The organism is Chromobacterium sp. CV08 (assembly GCF_051129845.1).
Lineage (GTDB): Bacteria > Pseudomonadota > Gammaproteobacteria > Burkholderiales > Chromobacteriaceae > Chromobacterium.
The window spans coordinates 672,832-688,977 of the sequence record NZ_CP150453.1 but is presented as its reverse complement, the minus strand read 5'-3'; the positions used below and the strand labels follow the sequence as shown (position 1 = coordinate 688,977).

17 protein-coding genes are annotated in these 16,146 nt (G+C 65.3%); 14 read left to right on the top strand and 3 right to left on the bottom strand.

The features are described 5' to 3' along the window. Nucleotides 1-201 precede the first annotated feature (201 nt). The 14 genes from WNM05_RS03340 (at nucleotide 202) to WNM05_RS03275 (ending at nucleotide 13,783) form a co-directional block, all read left to right on the top strand. Nucleotides 202-1,836 (top strand): hypothetical protein, encoded by a 1,635-nt coding sequence (locus WNM05_RS03340; protein ID WP_434632545.1) that lies wholly within the window; start codon nucleotides 202-204, stop codon nucleotides 1,834-1,836. A 259-nt stretch (nucleotides 1,837-2,095) separates the two neighbouring features. Continuing rightward, the gene (locus WNM05_RS03335) at nucleotides 2,096-2,509 is read left to right on the top strand and encodes a DUF2000 domain-containing protein (protein WP_434632544.1); all 414 of its coding nucleotides are present in this window, start codon (nucleotides 2,096-2,098) and stop codon (nucleotides 2,507-2,509) included. A gap of 39 nt (nucleotides 2,510-2,548) precedes the next feature. After that, nucleotides 2,549-3,334, top strand: coding sequence for an iron-containing redox enzyme family protein (locus WNM05_RS03330; protein WP_434632542.1), 786 nt, complete (start codon nucleotides 2,549-2,551; stop codon nucleotides 3,332-3,334). Nucleotides 3,335-3,410: 76 nt separating this feature from the next. Further along, nucleotides 3,411-4,640: an ATP-grasp domain-containing protein gene (locus tag WNM05_RS03325; RefSeq protein WP_434632540.1), complete on the top strand. Its 1,230-nt coding sequence runs from the start codon at nucleotides 3,411-3,413 to the stop codon at nucleotides 4,638-4,640. A gap of 10 nt (nucleotides 4,641-4,650) precedes the next feature. Continuing rightward, nucleotides 4,651-5,898: an MFS transporter gene (locus tag WNM05_RS03320; RefSeq protein WP_434632539.1), complete on the top strand. Its 1,248-nt coding sequence runs from the start codon at nucleotides 4,651-4,653 to the stop codon at nucleotides 5,896-5,898. A gap of 59 nt (nucleotides 5,899-5,957) precedes the next feature. Continuing rightward, on the top strand, nucleotides 5,958-6,737 hold the full coding sequence (locus WNM05_RS03315) for a 2OG-Fe(II)-dependent halogenase WelO5 family protein (RefSeq protein ID WP_434632537.1): 780 nt from the start codon (nucleotides 5,958-5,960) through the stop codon (nucleotides 6,735-6,737). A gap of 79 nt (nucleotides 6,738-6,816) precedes the next feature. Next, a complete protein-coding gene (locus tag WNM05_RS03310; protein ID WP_434632535.1) occupies nucleotides 6,817-8,424 on the top strand; it encodes an ABC transporter substrate-binding protein in 1,608 nt (535 codons plus the stop codon). Between the two features lie 11 nt (nucleotides 8,425-8,435). Beyond that, a complete protein-coding gene (locus tag WNM05_RS03305) occupies nucleotides 8,436-9,443 on the top strand; it encodes an ABC transporter permease (protein WP_434632534.1) in 1,008 nt (335 codons plus the stop codon). Between the two features lie 2 nt (nucleotides 9,444-9,445). After that, nucleotides 9,446-10,294, top strand: coding sequence for an ABC transporter permease (locus WNM05_RS03300; protein WP_434632533.1), 849 nt, complete (start codon nucleotides 9,446-9,448; stop codon nucleotides 10,292-10,294). After that, entirely contained in the window at nucleotides 10,291-11,250 is a 960-nt protein-coding gene (locus WNM05_RS03295; protein WP_434632531.1) for an ABC transporter ATP-binding protein, read from the top strand. The genes WNM05_RS03300 and WNM05_RS03295 overlap by 4 nt, the downstream gene beginning before the upstream one ends. A gap of 9 nt (nucleotides 11,251-11,259) precedes the next feature. Then, the gene (locus WNM05_RS03290) at nucleotides 11,260-12,225 is read left to right on the top strand and encodes an oligopeptide/dipeptide ABC transporter ATP-binding protein (protein ID WP_434632529.1); all 966 of its coding nucleotides are present in this window, start codon (nucleotides 11,260-11,262) and stop codon (nucleotides 12,223-12,225) included. Next, complete coding sequence (locus WNM05_RS03285; RefSeq protein ID WP_434632527.1) at nucleotides 12,222-12,494, top strand: 2Fe-2S iron-sulfur cluster-binding protein; 273 nt, start codon at nucleotides 12,222-12,224, stop codon at nucleotides 12,492-12,494. Before WNM05_RS03290 ends, WNM05_RS03285 begins: the two co-directional genes overlap by 4 nt. 19 nt (nucleotides 12,495-12,513) lie before the next feature. Further along, nucleotides 12,514-13,098: a nitroreductase family protein gene (locus tag WNM05_RS03280; protein ID WP_434632525.1), complete on the top strand. Its 585-nt coding sequence runs from the start codon at nucleotides 12,514-12,516 to the stop codon at nucleotides 13,096-13,098. 76 nt (nucleotides 13,099-13,174) lie between these two features. Continuing rightward, the gene (locus tag WNM05_RS03275; RefSeq protein WP_434632524.1) at nucleotides 13,175-13,783 is read left to right on the top strand and encodes a LysE family translocator; all 609 of its coding nucleotides are present in this window, start codon (nucleotides 13,175-13,177) and stop codon (nucleotides 13,781-13,783) included. 41 nt (nucleotides 13,784-13,824) lie between these two features. Here the strand turns inward: WNM05_RS03275 and WNM05_RS03270 are convergent, their stop codons facing one another. The 3 genes from WNM05_RS03270 to dkgB form a co-directional block, all read right to left on the bottom strand. After that, the gene (locus tag WNM05_RS03270) at nucleotides 13,825-14,727 is read right to left on the bottom strand and encodes a LysR family transcriptional regulator (RefSeq protein WP_434632522.1); all 903 of its coding nucleotides are present in this window, start codon (nucleotides 14,725-14,727) and stop codon (nucleotides 13,825-13,827) included. A gap of 210 nt (nucleotides 14,728-14,937) precedes the next feature. Next, nucleotides 14,938-15,276 carry an FKBP-type peptidyl-prolyl cis-trans isomerase gene (locus WNM05_RS03265; RefSeq protein ID WP_434632520.1) on the bottom strand — a complete coding sequence of 113 codons (339 nt, stop codon included), beginning with the start codon at nucleotides 15,274-15,276 and terminating at the stop codon, nucleotides 14,938-14,940. Between the two features lie 56 nt (nucleotides 15,277-15,332). Continuing rightward, on the bottom strand, nucleotides 15,333-16,136 hold the full coding sequence (gene dkgB / locus WNM05_RS03260; RefSeq protein WP_434632518.1) for a 2,5-didehydrogluconate reductase DkgB: 804 nt from the start codon (nucleotides 16,134-16,136) through the stop codon (nucleotides 15,333-15,335). Nucleotides 16,137-16,146: the final 10 nt, after the last annotated feature.

Below are 16,146 nucleotides of genomic sequence, written 5' to 3'. Positions count from 1 at the left end.
GTTTCACCAGCTTGCCCCGCGCCCTTGTGGCCGGGGCTTTTTTTCGTCCTGAATTCAAGGCCGGCCGTTACATGCGCCGGCCATTCCGTAACAGACGTTTACACGGACGGCGTGCTATCAATATGCCATGAAAATAAACCGGACCGGCCCGACCGGCGGCGCCTTCGCTTTCCATTCAACGCAAACAGGAAACCCTCAGCAATGAACCACACGATCAAGCGGCTGGCGCCGCTCCTCGCCGCCGCCCTCGCCGGCCAGGCCGCCTCGGCCGCCCCGCTCCCGTCCGTCCGCCACGACGCCTTCGCCCAGTCCTGCCAGTCGCTGTGGGGCAATACAGCCGCGCGCAGCCGCTGGGTGAAGGACGACGGCCGGGGCGGCCTCGCCTACGCGCCGTTGAACGGCAACGGCGACCACATCATGGACTTCTCCAGCGCCGGCTATATGGGCGGCGGCGTCGCGCTGCCGGCGGCGCCGGTCAAGGCGACGGTCAAGCCCAGCGGCAAGGCGGCGGACGACCTCGCCAACATCCAGGCCGCCATCGCCAAAGTGGCGGCCTTGCCGGCGGTGAACGGCGTACGCGGCGCGGTGCTGCTGGCCCCCGGCACCTTCCTGCTCGATGCGCCCATCGTCGTCGCCAACGACGGCGTGGTGCTGCGCGGCAGCGGTTCCGGCGCCGGCGGCACCGTGCTGAAAGCGCAAGGCGCCGGCCATGTCATGCTGAGCCTGGGCGGCGCGAGCGCCAGCCTGACGCCGGTCGGCTCCGCCGCCGCCATCGCCGACGGCTATCTGCCGTCCGGCGCCAACGTGGTCCACGTATCCGACGCATCCGGCTTCCAGCCCGGCGACGCGGTGATGATACGCCGCCGCGCCAGCGCCGAGTGGATACACTTCATGGACATGGACCAGCTGGTCCGCGACGGCAAGCCGCAGACCTGGATCAACGCCGGCAACAACAACGAAACCTGGCTGCGCAGCGTCGTCGCCGTCGACGGCAAGGCGCTGACGCTGAACGCGCCGCTGTCCGACTCCTTCGACAGCGGTTATCTGGGAGGCAACGGCGGCAGCGTGCAGAAATACGCAGCCAGCGGCATCGCCGGCCGGATCGGCGCCGAGCACCTGGCGCTGGAGGGCCAGCCGCGCGGCAGCGGCACCGACTATGGCGTCGCCACGCTGGACAATCTGAACGACGGCTGGCTAGACGACATCCAGGCGCACAACTTCACCGGCGGCGTCGTGGTCGGCAAGCAGGGACGGCGGCTGACGCTGGAGAAAGTGGTGTTGAACCACGACCACAACAATGTCGACTGCTCCGGCGCCAAGGAATTCGAGTTCAGCATCGCCGGCAGCCAGGTGCTGGTGGACCGCAGCGCGTCCAACGGCAGCAAGAAGTCGTTCTACTACGCCACCCAGGCACAGGCCGGCGGCCCCAATGTGCTGCTGAACTTCAGCGGCCGCGCCGAGGCCTGCGGCAATATCGAACCGCACCAGCGCTGGGCCACCGGCCTCTTGGTCGACAACGCCGACATCGCCGGCGCGATCGCGCTGGGCAACCGCGGCGCCGACGGCAGCGGCCACGGCTGGAGCATGGGCTGGGGCGTGGTGTGGAATGCCAGGGCGGATCAACTGGCCGTCGCCGCGCCGCCGGGCGCCACCAACTGGACGATAGGCACCAGCGGCGCGCTGACGCCCGATGTGCCGGACGCGCAGGGCGTGCCGGTGCCGCCCAAGCTGGGAACCGTCGATTCGGCCAATGTGCGCGTCGGCCCGGACAGCCTCTACCTGATGCAGCTGTGCCAGCGGCTGGGACCGCAGGCGGTGAAGAACATCGGCTACTGAGCCGCGCCGACCGATATCGTCGACCAGGAGGCCCGCTCGGGCCTCTTTTTCTTGTCAGCCCCTCCCTCCCCGCGGCCCGCCGAAGCGGCGCCGCCGAATGTATCCAATATATTGTTCAAAACTGTCTCAATTGGCCCGGTTTTATCTAAAAGCGCAGTTAGAGATATTGCTATTCATAAGCCAGTGCCATGTCGCTAGTATGAATAGGCACGATGCTTTCCCGTGTAAATAACCGCCTAAGCAAAGAAGGGACAGAAAAATGCAAGACAAAAAGTGCGTACTGATTGTTGATGGCAGCCTTCCGCTGGGCGTAATCGCCAATACGGCGGCGGTACTCGGCGCCAGCATCGGAAAACTGCGCCCGGAAATGATAGGCCATGATTTGCCGGATAGCGCCGGGCACCTGCACCAAGGCATTACCACCATCGGGATTCCGATATTGAAAGGCAATGGCGAGCTGTTGAAAAGCATGCGCGCCAAGCTGAAAGAGTTCGAACCAGAACTATTGGTGATCGACGTCATCAGCGCCACTCGCACCACCCGCTCTTATGAAGAGTACGCCGCGGTCCTGAAGCAGGGCCCCGAAGAGCAAATCGAATATTTCGGACTCGCGCTGTTTGGCGATAAGAAGACCGTAACGCAATTGACCGGCGATCTTGGTTTATTGCGTTGATTTAGCCACCTCGACTTTATCCTGAAAAGCAATTCGACCATGACTCAACAAGCCATCACCATAGACAAAAAAGCCGTCAATGCTCCCCGCTATCTGATTCCGGAAGCGGAATACGACTACGATCATCCGGAAGTCGTGTTCTGGACCAATCACTTCATGGCCGAAGCGAACAAGCGCAATGTATTCGCCAATATCAAGGCCACGCTGAAAAGCAAGCGCTCGCTGATTTCCGCCGACACCATGGCCACCGCCTGGTACGACTTCACCTGTTACGTTCCGACCTTCATCACCAAGGCCGTCGCGCAGACCGACGATCCGGAACGCCAGCACCATCTGATCCAGATCGCCTACGACGAGCTGGGCGGCCGCGACAAGAACTACATCCACTCCAAGCTGTTCCTGGAGGCGATCAACGAGGTCGGCGTGCAGGTCATCCCCAACGCCTCCGGCTCGTCGATCAAGGAAATCCTCCAGGTGCTGGACCGGACGCTGGTCAACACCACCAGCCAGTACGGCATCGTCGGCCTGCTGATGAGCTTCGAAATCATCGCCGAAGAAAACATCGAGGTTCTGTTCGAGAACCTGTGCCACGACGACAGCTGCGCCGACATCCTGTCCGCCACCCCGTTCTTCAAGATCCACCGGGCCGACGAGACCGAGCACATCCGCCACTCCGTCGCCAACTTCCTCCGTTTCTGCACGACCGACGCCCAACGCCAGGAATTCCAGCAGTCCTTCGACGAAGGCATCGATTTCTGGCACCGCTTCTGGGATCAGTGCTCGCGCCTGATCAATCTGGAAGCCGACCTGCGCGCCTGCGCCTAATCCTTCCCCATACTCGCCGCCACCGCCCCGCAAGCCGGGGGCGGCGGGGATGGCTTTGCCCAGAAAGACCATCAGCATGAAGACCGTAGTATTCATCGAAACCAATTTCAGCGGCCTGGACGCGCTCCTCTACTGCAAGACCAGGGGCTACCGCGCCGTGCTCGTCACCGACAGCTTCGATCGCTTCCGTAAATGGTTTCCGGCCTCCTGCCTGTACAAGCTGGACCTGGCGGACCAGATCGTCTCCGTCAACGACTCCAACGATTTCGACGAGGTGCTGACGGCGCTGAAGCAACAGGTAGGCGCCGTGGACGCGCTGCTGACCTTCGCCGAAATCCGCACCCAGGTCGCCGCCCGCCTGTGCCGCGCCCTCGGCCTGCGCGGCAGCAATCCCGACGCGGTCGCCATTGCCCAGGACAAGTTCCGCTTCCGCCAGACCTTGCTGGAAAAAGGCGCCGACACTGTGAAGTGCGAGCGCCTGGACACCATCGGGGACCTGCCGGCACGGCAGGACAAGCTGAACTTCCCCTGCTTCCTGAAGCCGCTGCAGGGACACTCCAGCATCGGCGCCGTCATCTGCCGCGAGCGCGCCGACATCGGGCGCATCGTCGAGGAACTGGCCGGCATCCGGGAAGACTGGATCTCGCCCGCCTTCGTCGCCGAGGACTATCTGGACGGCCATCTGGTCAGCGTGGAAATCCTGACCACCGCCGCCGGCCAGCATCAGGTGGTCGGCGTCGCCGACCGGGACGTGATCAAGGACAGCATCGAGATCGGCGCCTCCTTCCCCTGGCACGATGCCGACCGCGACGCCGCCGCGGCGATGGCCTGCGCCGCGCTGGACGCCATAGGCTACGACTTCGGCGCCTCCCACGTCGAGATCATCATGACCGACAGCGGCCCGCACCTGGTCGAGGTCAACACCCGCGTCGGCGGCAGCGGCCACTCCATCATGCTGGACCTGTCCACCGCCCGCTCCATCGTCGGCGACTATGTCGACCTCTGCCTGGGCACGCTGGAGCAACGTCAGCCGCTGTACCGCTTCAAGCAGGGCGCGGCATGGAAATGCTTCGTCAGCCCGCAGACCGGCGTCATCCGCAGCATGCCGTCGACGGAGGACATCAAGCTCCGCGCCGGCGTGCAGGAAGTCTGGCTGCACCACGAGGTCGGCGACGAATTGCAGGAGCTGAACTCCAATTACAGCTGGATCGTGCAGGTCATGTGCACCGGCAAGGATCAACAGGAGGCCAAGCTGAACGCCGCCCGCGCCATCGACTTCGTAGCAGCACAGACCGTCATCGGATAAAGGCGCCCACATGATCCAGCTCAACAGGGGCAGGCTTAACCTACTGCTAAGCACATCCGCCTTCACCATTTCGTCGGCCGGTTCCGTGCTGCTGCACATCGTGCTCGCCGTGACCGTCTACGCCAAGACGCAATCGGGGCTGATGACGTCGATCTTCATTTCGCTGCAATGGCTGCCGGCGCTGCTGGTGGTGCTGTACCGCAGCGACTGGGACCACGGCATGAACCCGCGGACGCGGTGGTATCTGCTCGACATGGTGTCGGCGGTGATGACCTTGCCCGTCCTGCTCTTCGTCTCGCAGGGCGAGTATCTGGCGGTAGCGGGCCTGCTGCTGGTTCGCGGGCTGGTCGACCACGTCAACCGGATCAACAAGACCGTCGCCAGCCGCGTGCTGTTTCCCAAGGAGAAGGCGACGCACTACGCGTCCTTCCTGCAGTCGAGCTATCACGTCGGCATCGGACTGGCCGCGGTGCTCGGCGTCTTCGTCGCCAACAAGATCGACATCCGTCTGGTCGTGGCGATAGACGCCGTCACCTTCGTGGTATCGGCGCTGCTGGTCTTCCTGACCCGCAGCATAGAAGAACTCGGCGACACCGGCAGCCCGCAGCGGCGCACGCTCGGCATCCGCATCAAGGAGTACCGCGACGCGCTGAACGGCGACCGCCGCCTGTTCATCTGCGCCCTGCTGCCGCCGCTGACCGCGACCTTCTTCCAGGGGACCTACAGCACCCTGCAGCCGATCTTCCCGATCCAGAAACTGGGTCTGGGATCCGGGGCGGTGTCGGCGTCCTACATCCTGGCGAGCGCCGCCATCATCGCCGGCTCGTCGTCGTTCTCGTTCTTCTGCAAGAAATACCGGCTGTTCGAACGTCCCTTCGGGCAGACCCAGCTGCTGACCGCCGGACTGTCGCTGCTGGCGGCCGGACTGTACGTCGCCACCGTCTGCGTGCGGCAGCCGCTGGCCAGCGCCGCGCTGTTCACCCTGATGATCATCGTGTTCGAGTTCGTCTGGATGATGGGTTTCAGCGGCATCGTGGCCTTCGCCCCCAAGGGACAGCTGGGCTCGGTATTCGGCATCTCCTTCGCCGTGGGCTGCCTGTGCGCCAGCGTGCTGTCGACCGCGGTCGGCATGCTGCTCGACCACCTGGGCCATGACTACCCGCTGATGATAGGGACGCTGATGACCGCCTACCTGCTGATCATCGGCCTGGCCGTCGCCAGCTACAAATCGCCGGCCCCGGCATTTTCATCAAACTGAAGCCGCCGCCGGACGGCGGCGGCAAAACCATTCAATCACCATCAACGAGGCATCGCATCATGGGCAACTGGATTCGCAACGAACTGTGCGCACTGACCGAAGAAAACCTGAACCTGCTGCTGGATTTCAAGATCCCCGGCATCATCGTCGAGAACTTCATCCCGGCCGAGACCTGTGAGCGGGTGGCGCAGCGGCTGCGCGAGACGGCCTTCGACAACTACGACCATCTGAAGGACATCCCGGTCCATCACATCGGCCTGTGCCACAACCAATGGGCCCATTCGGAAAAACCGATCTACTTCGACAAGAAGGATCAGGCCCAGCAAGTGATAGACGAGATCTACGACAGCCTGAACATCGATCCGGTGGCGATGGTCATCGACGCGCTCGCCCAGACCGGCCGCTCGGTCGGCCTGTTCGAGGAACCGGGCTTCGGCCAGTATTTCGCCGGCGCCTTCCGCAGCTTCCGCGGCCACGGCCGCCTGCACGCCGACCACGCGCCCAGCCACATCAAGCAGCCTTGGTCCGTCACCGAGATCAGCCGCCAGATGACCTGGAACATCTACTACAGCATGCTGAACACCGGCGGCGAACTGGTGATCTACGACACCATCCACACCGCCGCCAACGATCACATGAAGGTGCCGGGCGAGTACTACTTCCCCTACGAGGTGCTGGAACGCGAGGACCACCTGCGCATCCGTCCGAAAGTGGGCGACCTGATCCTGTTCAACACGCAGAACTTCCACGAGATCCTGGGCAATACCGACGGCCACCGCATCTCCCAGACCTCCTTCATCGGACTGAAGCAGGACGGCAGCCTGGGCCTCTGGTCCTAAGCCCGCGCATCCGCGACGCCGGGCGCGGCCCCACCGCCGCCGCCCGGCCTTTACCGCCACCATCCGGACACCACGCAAAATGAACAAGAAAATCGCTCCCCTGCTGGCGGCGCTGCTCGGCGCCGCTCCGCAACTGTCGCACGCGGCGCCGGCCGACGACACCCTGGTGTATTGCTCCGAGGGCAGCCCCGAGTCGCTGAACCCGCAGATCACGCTGTCCGGCACCGCCCGCAACGCCACCACGACCACGCTGTACGACCGCCTGGTGGACTTCGCCCCCGGCAGCGCCCGCGTCGCGCCGGCGCTGGCGGAAAGCTGGACCGTGTCCGCCGACCAGAAGACCTATGTCTTCAAGCTGCGCCGCGGCGTCAAATTCCACAAGACCGCCTTCTTCACGCCCAGCCGCGACTTCAATGCCGACGACGTGCTGTTCTCGTTCAACCGCCAACTGAAGGCCGACCATCCGTTCCACGCGGTCGGCGGCGGCAACTACCAGTACTTCCAGGGCATGGGCATGGACAAGCTGATCGCCTCGGTCGGCAAGATAGACGACTACAGCGTGCGCATCGTGCTGACCCGGCCGGAGGCCCCGTTCCTGACCGATCTGGCCATGCCCTTCATGTCCATCCTGTCCGCCGAGTACGGCGGTCGCCTGCAGAAGGCGGGCCGCCCGGCCGATATCGACATCCTGCCGGTCGGCACCGGTCCGTACGCCTTCAGCAGCTATCTGAAGGACAGCACGATACGCTACGCCGCGAATCCGCAATACTGGGGCGCGAAGCCCAAGATCCGCAATCTGGTGTTCGCGATCACCCCCGACGCCAGCGTGCGGCTGCAGAAAATGAAGAAGGGCGAATGCCAGATCGCGGTGTCGCCGTCTCCCGCCGACCTGCAGATCATCCGCGGCAACCGGGAATTGCGGCTCAGCGAGCAGGACAGCATGAACATCGGCTACCTGGCGATGAACGTCGAGAAGCCGCCGTTCAACAATGTGCTGGTGCGCCGCGCCGTCGCCTACGCGCTGAACAAGCAGGCCTATGTCAATGCGGTCTACCTGGGCAACGCCAAGGTCGCGATCAACCCGTACCCGCCGACCATGTGGTCCTATACCGACAAGGTCCAGACCTATGGCTACGACCCGGTCAAGGCGCGCGCGCTGCTGGCCCAGGCCGGCTACGCCAAGGGCTTCAGCACCACCTTGTGGACGCTGCCGGTCAGCCGTCCCTACAACCCCAACGGCCGCAAGATGGGGGAAATGATGCAGGCCGACCTGGCCAAGGTGGGCATCAAGGCCGAGCTGGCCACGTTCGACTGGGCCACCTATCTGGACAAGGTCAAGCGGGGCGAGCACCAGATGGTGCAGCTGGGCTGGTCCGGCGACAACGGCGATCCGGACAACTTCCTGTACACGCTGCTCAGCTGCGACTCCGTCACCCGGGGCTCGAACAACTCGCGCTACTGCCAGCCGACGTTCAACAAGCTGATCAGCGACGCCCGCCGCACCGACGACGCCAAGGTCCGCAGCAAGCTCTACCAGCAGGCGCTGCAGCAGCTGAGCAAGGACGAGCCCATCATCCCGATCGCGCACTCCAAGGTATACCGCGTGCTGAGCGCGCGCGTGAACGGCTTCGTCGTGAATCCGTTCGACATGGACTACTTCGCGCCCCTGTCGTATCAGAACCGCTGAAAGCCGAGCGCATGATCAAGTTAGGGACCTTACTCTGCACCCTGCTCGGCATCACGCTGATCGCGTTCTTCGTGATCCGGCTGGCGCCGGGCAACCCGGTGCTGCTGATGATAGGCGAACGAGGCGCCGATCCCAGGCAATACCAGGAAGCGCTGCACCGGCTGAGCCTGGACAGGCCGCTGTTCGAGCAATACCTCGGCTTCGTCGGCCGGGCCTCCGGCGGCGACTTCGGTTCGTCCATCGTCTCCGGCCGCTCGGTGAAGACCGAGTTGCTGGCGCGCTGGCCGGCCACCATAGAACTCGGCGTGGCGGTGATTCTGCTGTCGCTGCTGGTGGGCGTGCCCGCCGGCGTGGTCGCCGCCATCCGCCGCCACAGCGTCGTCGACAAGCTGATCACCGTCGGCTCGCTGATAGGCTATTCGATGCCGGTGTTCTGGCTGGGCCTGGTGCTGATCCTGGTGTTCTCGGAGATGCTGGGCGTCACGCCGGTCTCCGGCCGGCTGGACATCGCCTTCGACATCCGCCCGGCGACCGGCTTCATGCTGATCGACACGCTGCTGCCCGAGGCGACCGCCCGCTACGGCCTGGACGCCTTTGTCAGCGCGCTGCACCACCTGCTGCTGCCGGCGCTGACGATGGCCGCGACGCCCATCGCCGTCTTCGCCCGCATGACGCGGTCCAGCATGAGCGAGGTGCTGGGCGAAGACTATATCCGCACCGCTCACGCCAAAGGCCTGGCCTCGCCGCGCATCATCTGGCTGCACGCGCTGCGCAACGCCCTGCTGCCGGTGATCACTGTCGGCGGCCTGTTCTTCGTCAGTTCGGCGATCGCCGGCGCCATCCTGACCGAGACCATCTTCGGCTGGCCCGGCGTCGGCAGCTACATCGTCAACAGCGTCTACGCCCGCGACTACCCGGTCATACAAGGCAGCATCCTGCTGATCGGCGTGCTGGTGATCCTGACCAATGCCGGCGTCGATCTGCTCTACCGCGTCGCCAACCCCAGAATGCGAGTCTGATCATGTCAAAACAGCCATTTTGGCCTTACCGCTCCTGGCGCGGCGCGGCGGGACGGATAGCGTTGTACGGCACGCTGGCGCTGATGGCCCTCGCCCTGCTCGCGCCGCTCGTCGTCCACCTCGACCCCTACGGCCTCAGCGACCGCCTCCGCGCCGCCCCCGGCCTGGCCGGCGGACCGCTGCTGGGCACCGATGACCTGGGCCGCGACCTGCTGGCGCGGCTGGTCTACGGCGCGCGCAGCTCGATGGGCATAGGCTTCGGCGTGGTGACGGTCTCGATGCTGACCGGCTCGCTGCTCGGCCTGCTCGCCGGCGTGTACGGCGGCTGGATCGACACCGTGATCACCCGCCTGACCGACATCGTCATGACCCTGCCCAGCATACTGCTCGCCATCGTGGTGGTGGCGGTGCTCGGGCCGGGCCTGCTGAACATGACCGTCGCCATCACGCTGGTCGCGGTGCCGCGCTTCATCCGCATCGTCCGCTCGGTGGCCTCGCTGGAGATGAAGAAGCAATACGTGCAGGCCGCCCACACCTGCGGCTCGTCGCGCTTCACCATCCTGTGGTCGGAAGTGCTGCCCAATTGCTGGGGACCGATCATCGTCCAGGCCTCGCTGGGTTTCAGCGACGCCATCCTGGAAATTGCCGCGCTGGGCTTCCTCGGCCTGGGCGCCAGGCCGCCGCTCGCCGAGTGGGGGACGATGCTGGCCGACGCCAGGCCCTTCATCGAGTCCAGCCCGTATCTCTTGGTGCTGCCGGGCCTGTGCATCCTGGCCACCGTGCTGACCTTCAACCTGCTCGGCGACGCCCTGCAGGAGAAACTGGATCCGAAACTGGGAGGCCAGCCATGATAATCGACGTGCAAAACCTGACGGTCCGCCTGCCGTCGGCCGACGGCCCCAAGACCGTGATCCGCGACATCAGCTTCCAGCTGGAACGCGGGGAGGTACTGGGCGTGGTCGGCGAATCCGGCTGCGGTAAGAGCGTGACCAATCTGGCGTTGATGGGCCTGCTGCCGCGCGGCGCCGATGTCGAGGCCAGCCGGCTCCGGCTGTGCGGCCACGATCTGCTGACGCTGCGCAAGCGCGACTGGCCGGCCATACGCGGCCGCAGGGCGACGATGATTTTCCAGAATCCGATGAGCGCGCTGAACCCCTCGCTGACCATAGGCAGCCAGCTGGCGGAGACCCTGCGCCGGACCGAGCCCGGCCTGGACAAGCGCGGCCTCGCGCGGCGCGGCGCCGAACTGCTGGAACAGGTGGGCATCGCCTCGCCCGGCGCGCGGCTGGCCAGCTACCCGCACCAGCTGTCCGGCGGCATGGCGCAGCGCGCGATGATCGCGATGGCGCTGGCCTGCCGGCCCGACCTGCTGATCGCCGACGAGCCGACCACCGCGCTGGACGTCACCATCCAGCGCCAGATACTGGACCTGCTGCTGGAGGCGCGCCGGCAGCGCGGCATGTCCATCCTGCTGGTCTCTCACGATATCGGCGTGATCGGGGAATACACCGACCGCATCCAGGTCATGTATTCCGGCGAGATCGTCGAGACCGGCAGCGCGGCGATGCTGACCGGCCTGCCGGCCCACCCGTACACCCAGGGCCTGCTGGCGGCCCGTCCGACGCACGCCTTGCCGCCCAAGACCGTCCTGCCGACGATACCGGGCACGGTGCCGCCGATAGGCCAGGCCATCGCCGGCTGCCGCTTCTCCTCCCGCTGCCCGCGCGCCGAGGCCGGCTGCGCGCAGCCGCCGGCGCTGAAGCCGCGCGCCGGCCATGACGCGGCGACCTACCGCTGCCATCTCTGAGGACTCCCAATGTCACACGACATCATCACAATCGAACGGATCTCCAAGCGCTTCCGCTCCGGCGGCTCGTGGCTGCGTCCCGGCCACACCCAGGCGCTGGACCAGGTGTCGCTGCCGTTGCGCCAGGGCCGCACGCTGGCCGTGGTCGGCGAATCCGGCAGCGGCAAGAGCACGCTGGCCCGCCTGCTGCTGCAGCTGGAGCGGCCCAGCGCCGGCGCGATACGCATCGCCGGACGGAACGACAGCGCGGACATCGCCGACATCCCGCTGCGCGACTATTACCGCCGCGTGCAGATGGTCTTCCAGGACCCCTATTCCTCGCTGAATCCGCGCAAGCCGATCTGGCAGATCGTCACCACCGCGCTGGCCCGCCGCGGCGGACCGTCGCGCGAGGCGCGCATGCGGATCGCCGAACAGCAGCTGCGGGCCGTCGGGCTGGGCGAGCAGTTCCTGCACGTGCTGCCCGGCGCGCTCAGCGGCGGACAGCGCCAGCGGGTCGGCATCGCCCGCGCCCTGGCGAGCCAGCCGGAGATCCTGGTGCTGGACGAGCCGCTGTCGGCGCTGGACATCTCTGTCCAGGCGCAGATCCTCAATCTGCTGCTGGAATTGCAGCAAAGACTGCGGCTGACCTTCGTCTTCATCTCGCACGACCTGTCCGTCGTCCGCCATATCGCCGACGACGTGGCGGTGATGTACGCCGGGCAGCTGCTGGAATACGGCGAAGCCGGCGCGGTCATAGACTCGCCGCGTCATCCGTACACCCAGGCGCTGGTCGCCAGCATGCCGGGCCGGCAGGACGCGAAACGCGCGCCGCCGCCGCCGGGCGAGCTGCAGACCGCGGCCATCGGACCGTCCGCCTGCGCCTTCGCCCCGCGCTGCGCGCACGCCCAAGCCCGCTGCTCGACGCAGCGGCCCGCCATGCTGGCGCTCGCCGACCGCAACGCCGCCTGCTTCCTGATCGAAAGCCTCCAATGAACGCCACGCCCCCGTCCCTGTCGCTGCGGGTCACCTTCCGCGGCACCGACTACGTCGCCGACGCCGATCCGGACAAATCGATACTGGAAAACATCGAGGAGATGCTGCTGCCGATCCGCAATTCCTGTCGCAGGGGCTTGTGCGGATCGTGCCGGGTGCATCTGGCCAGCGGCGAGCTGCACCCTCAAAAACACGTGCTGGAACAGGGCCATGTGCTGTCCTGCTCGTCGCTTCTGCTCGGCGACGCCCACGTGATCATTCCCGACTGACCATCACAGGAGAACGCCGGTGAGCCTCGTCAACACGATACTGCAACGCAAATCCCAACCGCTGACGGACGGCGAAATCCCGCCGTCCGATCTGCAGGACATCTTCCAGTGCGCGCTGACCGCGCCGGACCACAAGCGGCTGCGCCCCTGGCGCTTCATCGTCTGCCATCCCGAACACAAGGCCATGCTGATCGAACTGATCGCCTCCTCCCATCCCGAGGGCAGCGGCCTGAGCGCGGCGTCCTACAGGGAAAAGGCCGAGCGCAAGCTGCTGGCGACGCCGCACATCGTCATCTGCCTGCTCGATGTGAACCGGACCGCCCCGGTGCCGGAGGTCGAACAGGTGCTGTCGGCCGGCGCGTCGATCCAGAACATGATCATCGCCGCCGAGGCGCTCGGCTATCACTGTTTCTGGCGCACCGGCGAATGGGCCTACAACCCGGCGCTGCGCGAAAAGCTGGGCCTGGGCGAAGACACGCTGATCACCGGCTTCCTGGGGCTGGGCAGCCGGCTAGATCCGGAAAAACGCGCGGTCGCCGTCAGCCGCCCGCCGCTGGAACGGCATTTCAGCCGCCTGGACAAGCATCTGGCGCCGGCCTGCTAGTTCCTCGCCGCCGATTTTCATGTTAAATGGATATTCGATCGATACGGATTCCGCACAACCATAGGACAAAGAAACAATGATCAACCTGCTAATCGCGATGATGGTGTTCTCTCTGACGATGTCCATTTCCCCGGGCCCGGTGAACATGGTGATCGTCTCCTCCGGCGCCAACCACGGCGTGCGCCGCACCATCCCCTTCGTCTCCGGCGCCACCATAGGCTTCACGCTGCTGCTGATCTTCGTCGGCTTCTGGTTCCAGCAGATGATCAGCGCCTACCCGAGCTTCCTGATGTATCTGGAGCTGGCCGGCTCGGCCTTCATCATCTACGTCGGCTACAAGATCGCCATGTCGTCGCCGGAAATCTCGCTGGACAAGCGCGCGATCCCGACCTTCAGCCAGGGCTTTTTGCTGCAGTGGCTGAATCCCAAGGCCTGGATCTCCTGCGCCTCCGGCGTCGTGCTGTTCTCCAGCCCCAGCAGCCACAAGCCGCTGATCGCCTTCGTCGTCATCTACTTCCTGATCTGCTATCTGTCGCTGGCGGCCTGGGCGGTATTGGGCGACCGGGTCTCGGTGCTGCTGAACACCCGCACGCGGATACGGGCCTTCAATATGCTGATGGGCGGCATGCTGATCCTGTCGGCCGGCTACCTGATCTACCTGCAGATACGTCAGCATCTGCACTGAGAACCCGCCGGACGGTCCCTCCCGGGACCGGTCCGGCGCGGTCAGGCCGCCATCGCGCTGACGTGCTGCAAGGCGTTGCAGATGACGTGGATCAGACGGTAGGCGACGCTGCTGCTGGACACATTGGACGGCCACACCGCGTATACCCGCATCGGCTCCTGCGACCACTCGGGCAAGACCCATTCCAGCGCGCCGTCGGCGACGTCGCGCTGGACCATGAACTCCGGCGGGGCGGCCAGGCCGACGCCGCGCAAGGCCAGCTGGTAGGCCGCGGCGACATTGTCGACCCGGGTGCACGGCGTGTAGCGGATGCCGCACTCCTCTCCGGACGGATGACGGAAATGGCGGTTGTCGGCCCGCATCGTCAGGCCTATCCACGGCACCGCCGCCAGATCGCGCGGATGCCGGATCGGCCCATGGCGCACGAGGAAATCCGGCGAGGCGACCACTCTTCGCGGAAAGGAAAAGATGGGTTTGGACTTCAGCGAGCTGTCCGGCATGTCGCCGATGCGGAACGCCACATCGATGTTTTCGCCGATGATGTCCTGCCGGTTGTCGCTGCAGACGATGCTCAGCTGGATGTCCGGATTCTCGCCGATGAAGCGCGCCACCTCGTCCATGAAGCTGCTGTTGATGAACATCGCCGGAATCGAGATGCGCAGGCTGCTGGTCATCAGGGTCGAGCGCTGCTTGAAACCTATGATGCCCTTCTCGTACAGGTCCAGCATCGCCCTGGCCGTCTCCAGCAGGCTCTCGCCGTCAGGCGTCAGCGCCTGCTTGCGGGTGTTGCGGTACAACAGCGCCGTGTCCAGGTTTTTTTCCAGCTTGGTCAGATGCTGGCTGATGGTGGCGGTGGTGATGCCCAGCGCCTCCGCGGCGCCGGACATCGATCCCACTTCGGCAATCTTGGCAAAGACGATGAGGTAGCGGATATCGTCAATCATTTCACTCTCCGATAAACCCGAAGCCGCAAAGTATGTAAACGCCGGCGCGGGACATACGACAGAGCAGGCCTGGACTACGAAAACAATGCTAAAAGCATAAAAATAATTCATTCCCAGTCAATCGGCAAGTCGGACTGTTTACATGAAACGTTCCCCTCTCCGCTCCTCGCCGCGCCTCCTCGACCCGATCCGTCCGGCCCCGCCCACCGCTCAGTCCCGCGTCAACACCTCCAGCAACTCGATCTCGAACACTAGGTTGGAGTTGGCCGGAATGCGGTCGCCTATCTGGCGCTCGCCGTAGGCCAGGCGAGCCGGCACCGACAGCTTGCGCCTGCCGCCCACCTTCATGCCCATCAGTCCCAGATCCCAGCCCTTGATCACGCGGCCGGTGCCGATCACGCACTGGAACGGCCGGCCCTTGTCCAGCGAGGAATCGAATTGGCTGCCGTCCTCCAGCCAGCCGGTGTAATGGGTGGTGATCAGCGCGCCGCGCACCGCCTCCTTGCCGTCGCCGACCACCAGGTCCTCGATCTTCAACTCTTCGTTCATGCTGTTTCCCACGCGGGCGACAAAACCCCATTGTAACCCGCGCGGCGGCGGATGGCTCAGGCGTCCCAGGCCGGCGCGAAGTCCGGATTCGCGATGCGGCCGCCGTCCTCCAGGCCGGCGATCCGCGCCATGTCCTCGTCGTCCAGGCGCAGTTTCAACGCGTCCAGATTGGCCGCCAGGTTCTCGCGCCTGGTCGACGACGGGATCACCGCGATGTCCTGCCCCAGTTGCCAGGCCAGCGCCACCTGGGCCGCCGTCGCGCCGTGCTTCCGGCCTATGCCCTGCAACACCGGATCGCCGACCACCCGGCCGTAGGCCAGCGGCATGTAGCCGGTCAGCGCGATGCCGTGCTCGCGGCAGAAGGCGCGCACCTTCAGGTTCTGCAGATACGGATGCACCTCCAGCTGATGGGTGCCGATCGCGTCGGCGCCGACGACGTCCATCGCCTGCTCCAGATGGGCGATGGTGAAGTTGGACACGCCGATCCCGCGCGTCAGCCCCAGCTGCCTGGCCTCGGCCAGCTGCGTCATATACACCGCCATCGGCACTTCATCGTTGGGCGACGGCCAGTGGATCAGCGTCATGTCCACGCTGTCCAGGCCCAGCTTGTCCAGGCTCTCGCGCAGGCTGGGAATCAGGCGGCCCGGGCCGAACTTGTCGGTCCAGATCTTGGTGGTGACGTACAACTCGTCGCGCGGCACGCCGCTGTTGGCGATCGCGCGGCCGACGTCGGCCTCGTTGCGGTAGATCTGGGCGGTGTCGATATGGCGATAGCCCAGCTCCAGGCCCATAGACACCGAATCCTCCGCCTGCCGCTCCTTCAGACGGAAGGTGCCCACTCCCAGTTTCGGCATTTGCATGATGCGTTTC

Bases quoted from the DNA above. Each gene is read 5' to 3' on its own strand.
- WNM05_RS03285 (WP_434632527.1), top strand. From the start codon at position 12,222: ATGAACGCCACGCCCCCGTCCCTGTCGCTGCGGGTCACCTTCCGCGGC.
- WNM05_RS03340 (WP_434632545.1), top strand. From the start codon at position 202: ATGAACCACACGATCAAGCGGCTGGCGCCGCTCCTCGCCGCCGCCCTC.
- WNM05_RS03290 (WP_434632529.1), top strand. From the start codon at position 11,260: ATGTCACACGACATCATCACAATCGAACGGATCTCCAAGCGCTTCCGC.
- WNM05_RS03265 (WP_434632520.1), bottom strand. From the start codon at position 15,276: ATGAACGAAGAGTTGAAGATCGAGGACCTGGTGGTCGGCGACGGCAAG.
- WNM05_RS03320 (WP_434632539.1), top strand. From the start codon at position 4,651: ATGATCCAGCTCAACAGGGGCAGGCTTAACCTACTGCTAAGCACATCC.
- WNM05_RS03300 (WP_434632533.1), top strand. From the start codon at position 9,446: ATGTCAAAACAGCCATTTTGGCCTTACCGCTCCTGGCGCGGCGCGGCG.
- WNM05_RS03325 (WP_434632540.1), top strand. From the start codon at position 3,411: ATGAAGACCGTAGTATTCATCGAAACCAATTTCAGCGGCCTGGACGCG.
- WNM05_RS03275 (WP_434632524.1), top strand. From the start codon at position 13,175: ATGATCAACCTGCTAATCGCGATGATGGTGTTCTCTCTGACGATGTCC.
- WNM05_RS03310 (WP_434632535.1), top strand. From the start codon at position 6,817: ATGAACAAGAAAATCGCTCCCCTGCTGGCGGCGCTGCTCGGCGCCGCT.
- WNM05_RS03305 (WP_434632534.1), top strand. From the start codon at position 8,436: ATGATCAAGTTAGGGACCTTACTCTGCACCCTGCTCGGCATCACGCTG.
- WNM05_RS03315 (WP_434632537.1), top strand. From the start codon at position 5,958: ATGGGCAACTGGATTCGCAACGAACTGTGCGCACTGACCGAAGAAAAC.
- WNM05_RS03335 (WP_434632544.1), top strand. From the start codon at position 2,096: ATGCAAGACAAAAAGTGCGTACTGATTGTTGATGGCAGCCTTCCGCTG.
- dkgB (WP_434632518.1), bottom strand. From the start codon at position 16,136: ATGCAAATGCCGAAACTGGGAGTGGGCACCTTCCGTCTGAAGGAGCGG.
- WNM05_RS03295 (WP_434632531.1), top strand. From the start codon at position 10,291: ATGATAATCGACGTGCAAAACCTGACGGTCCGCCTGCCGTCGGCCGAC.
- WNM05_RS03330 (WP_434632542.1), top strand. From the start codon at position 2,549: ATGACTCAACAAGCCATCACCATAGACAAAAAAGCCGTCAATGCTCCC.
- WNM05_RS03270 (WP_434632522.1), bottom strand. From the start codon at position 14,727: ATGATTGACGATATCCGCTACCTCATCGTCTTTGCCAAGATTGCCGAA.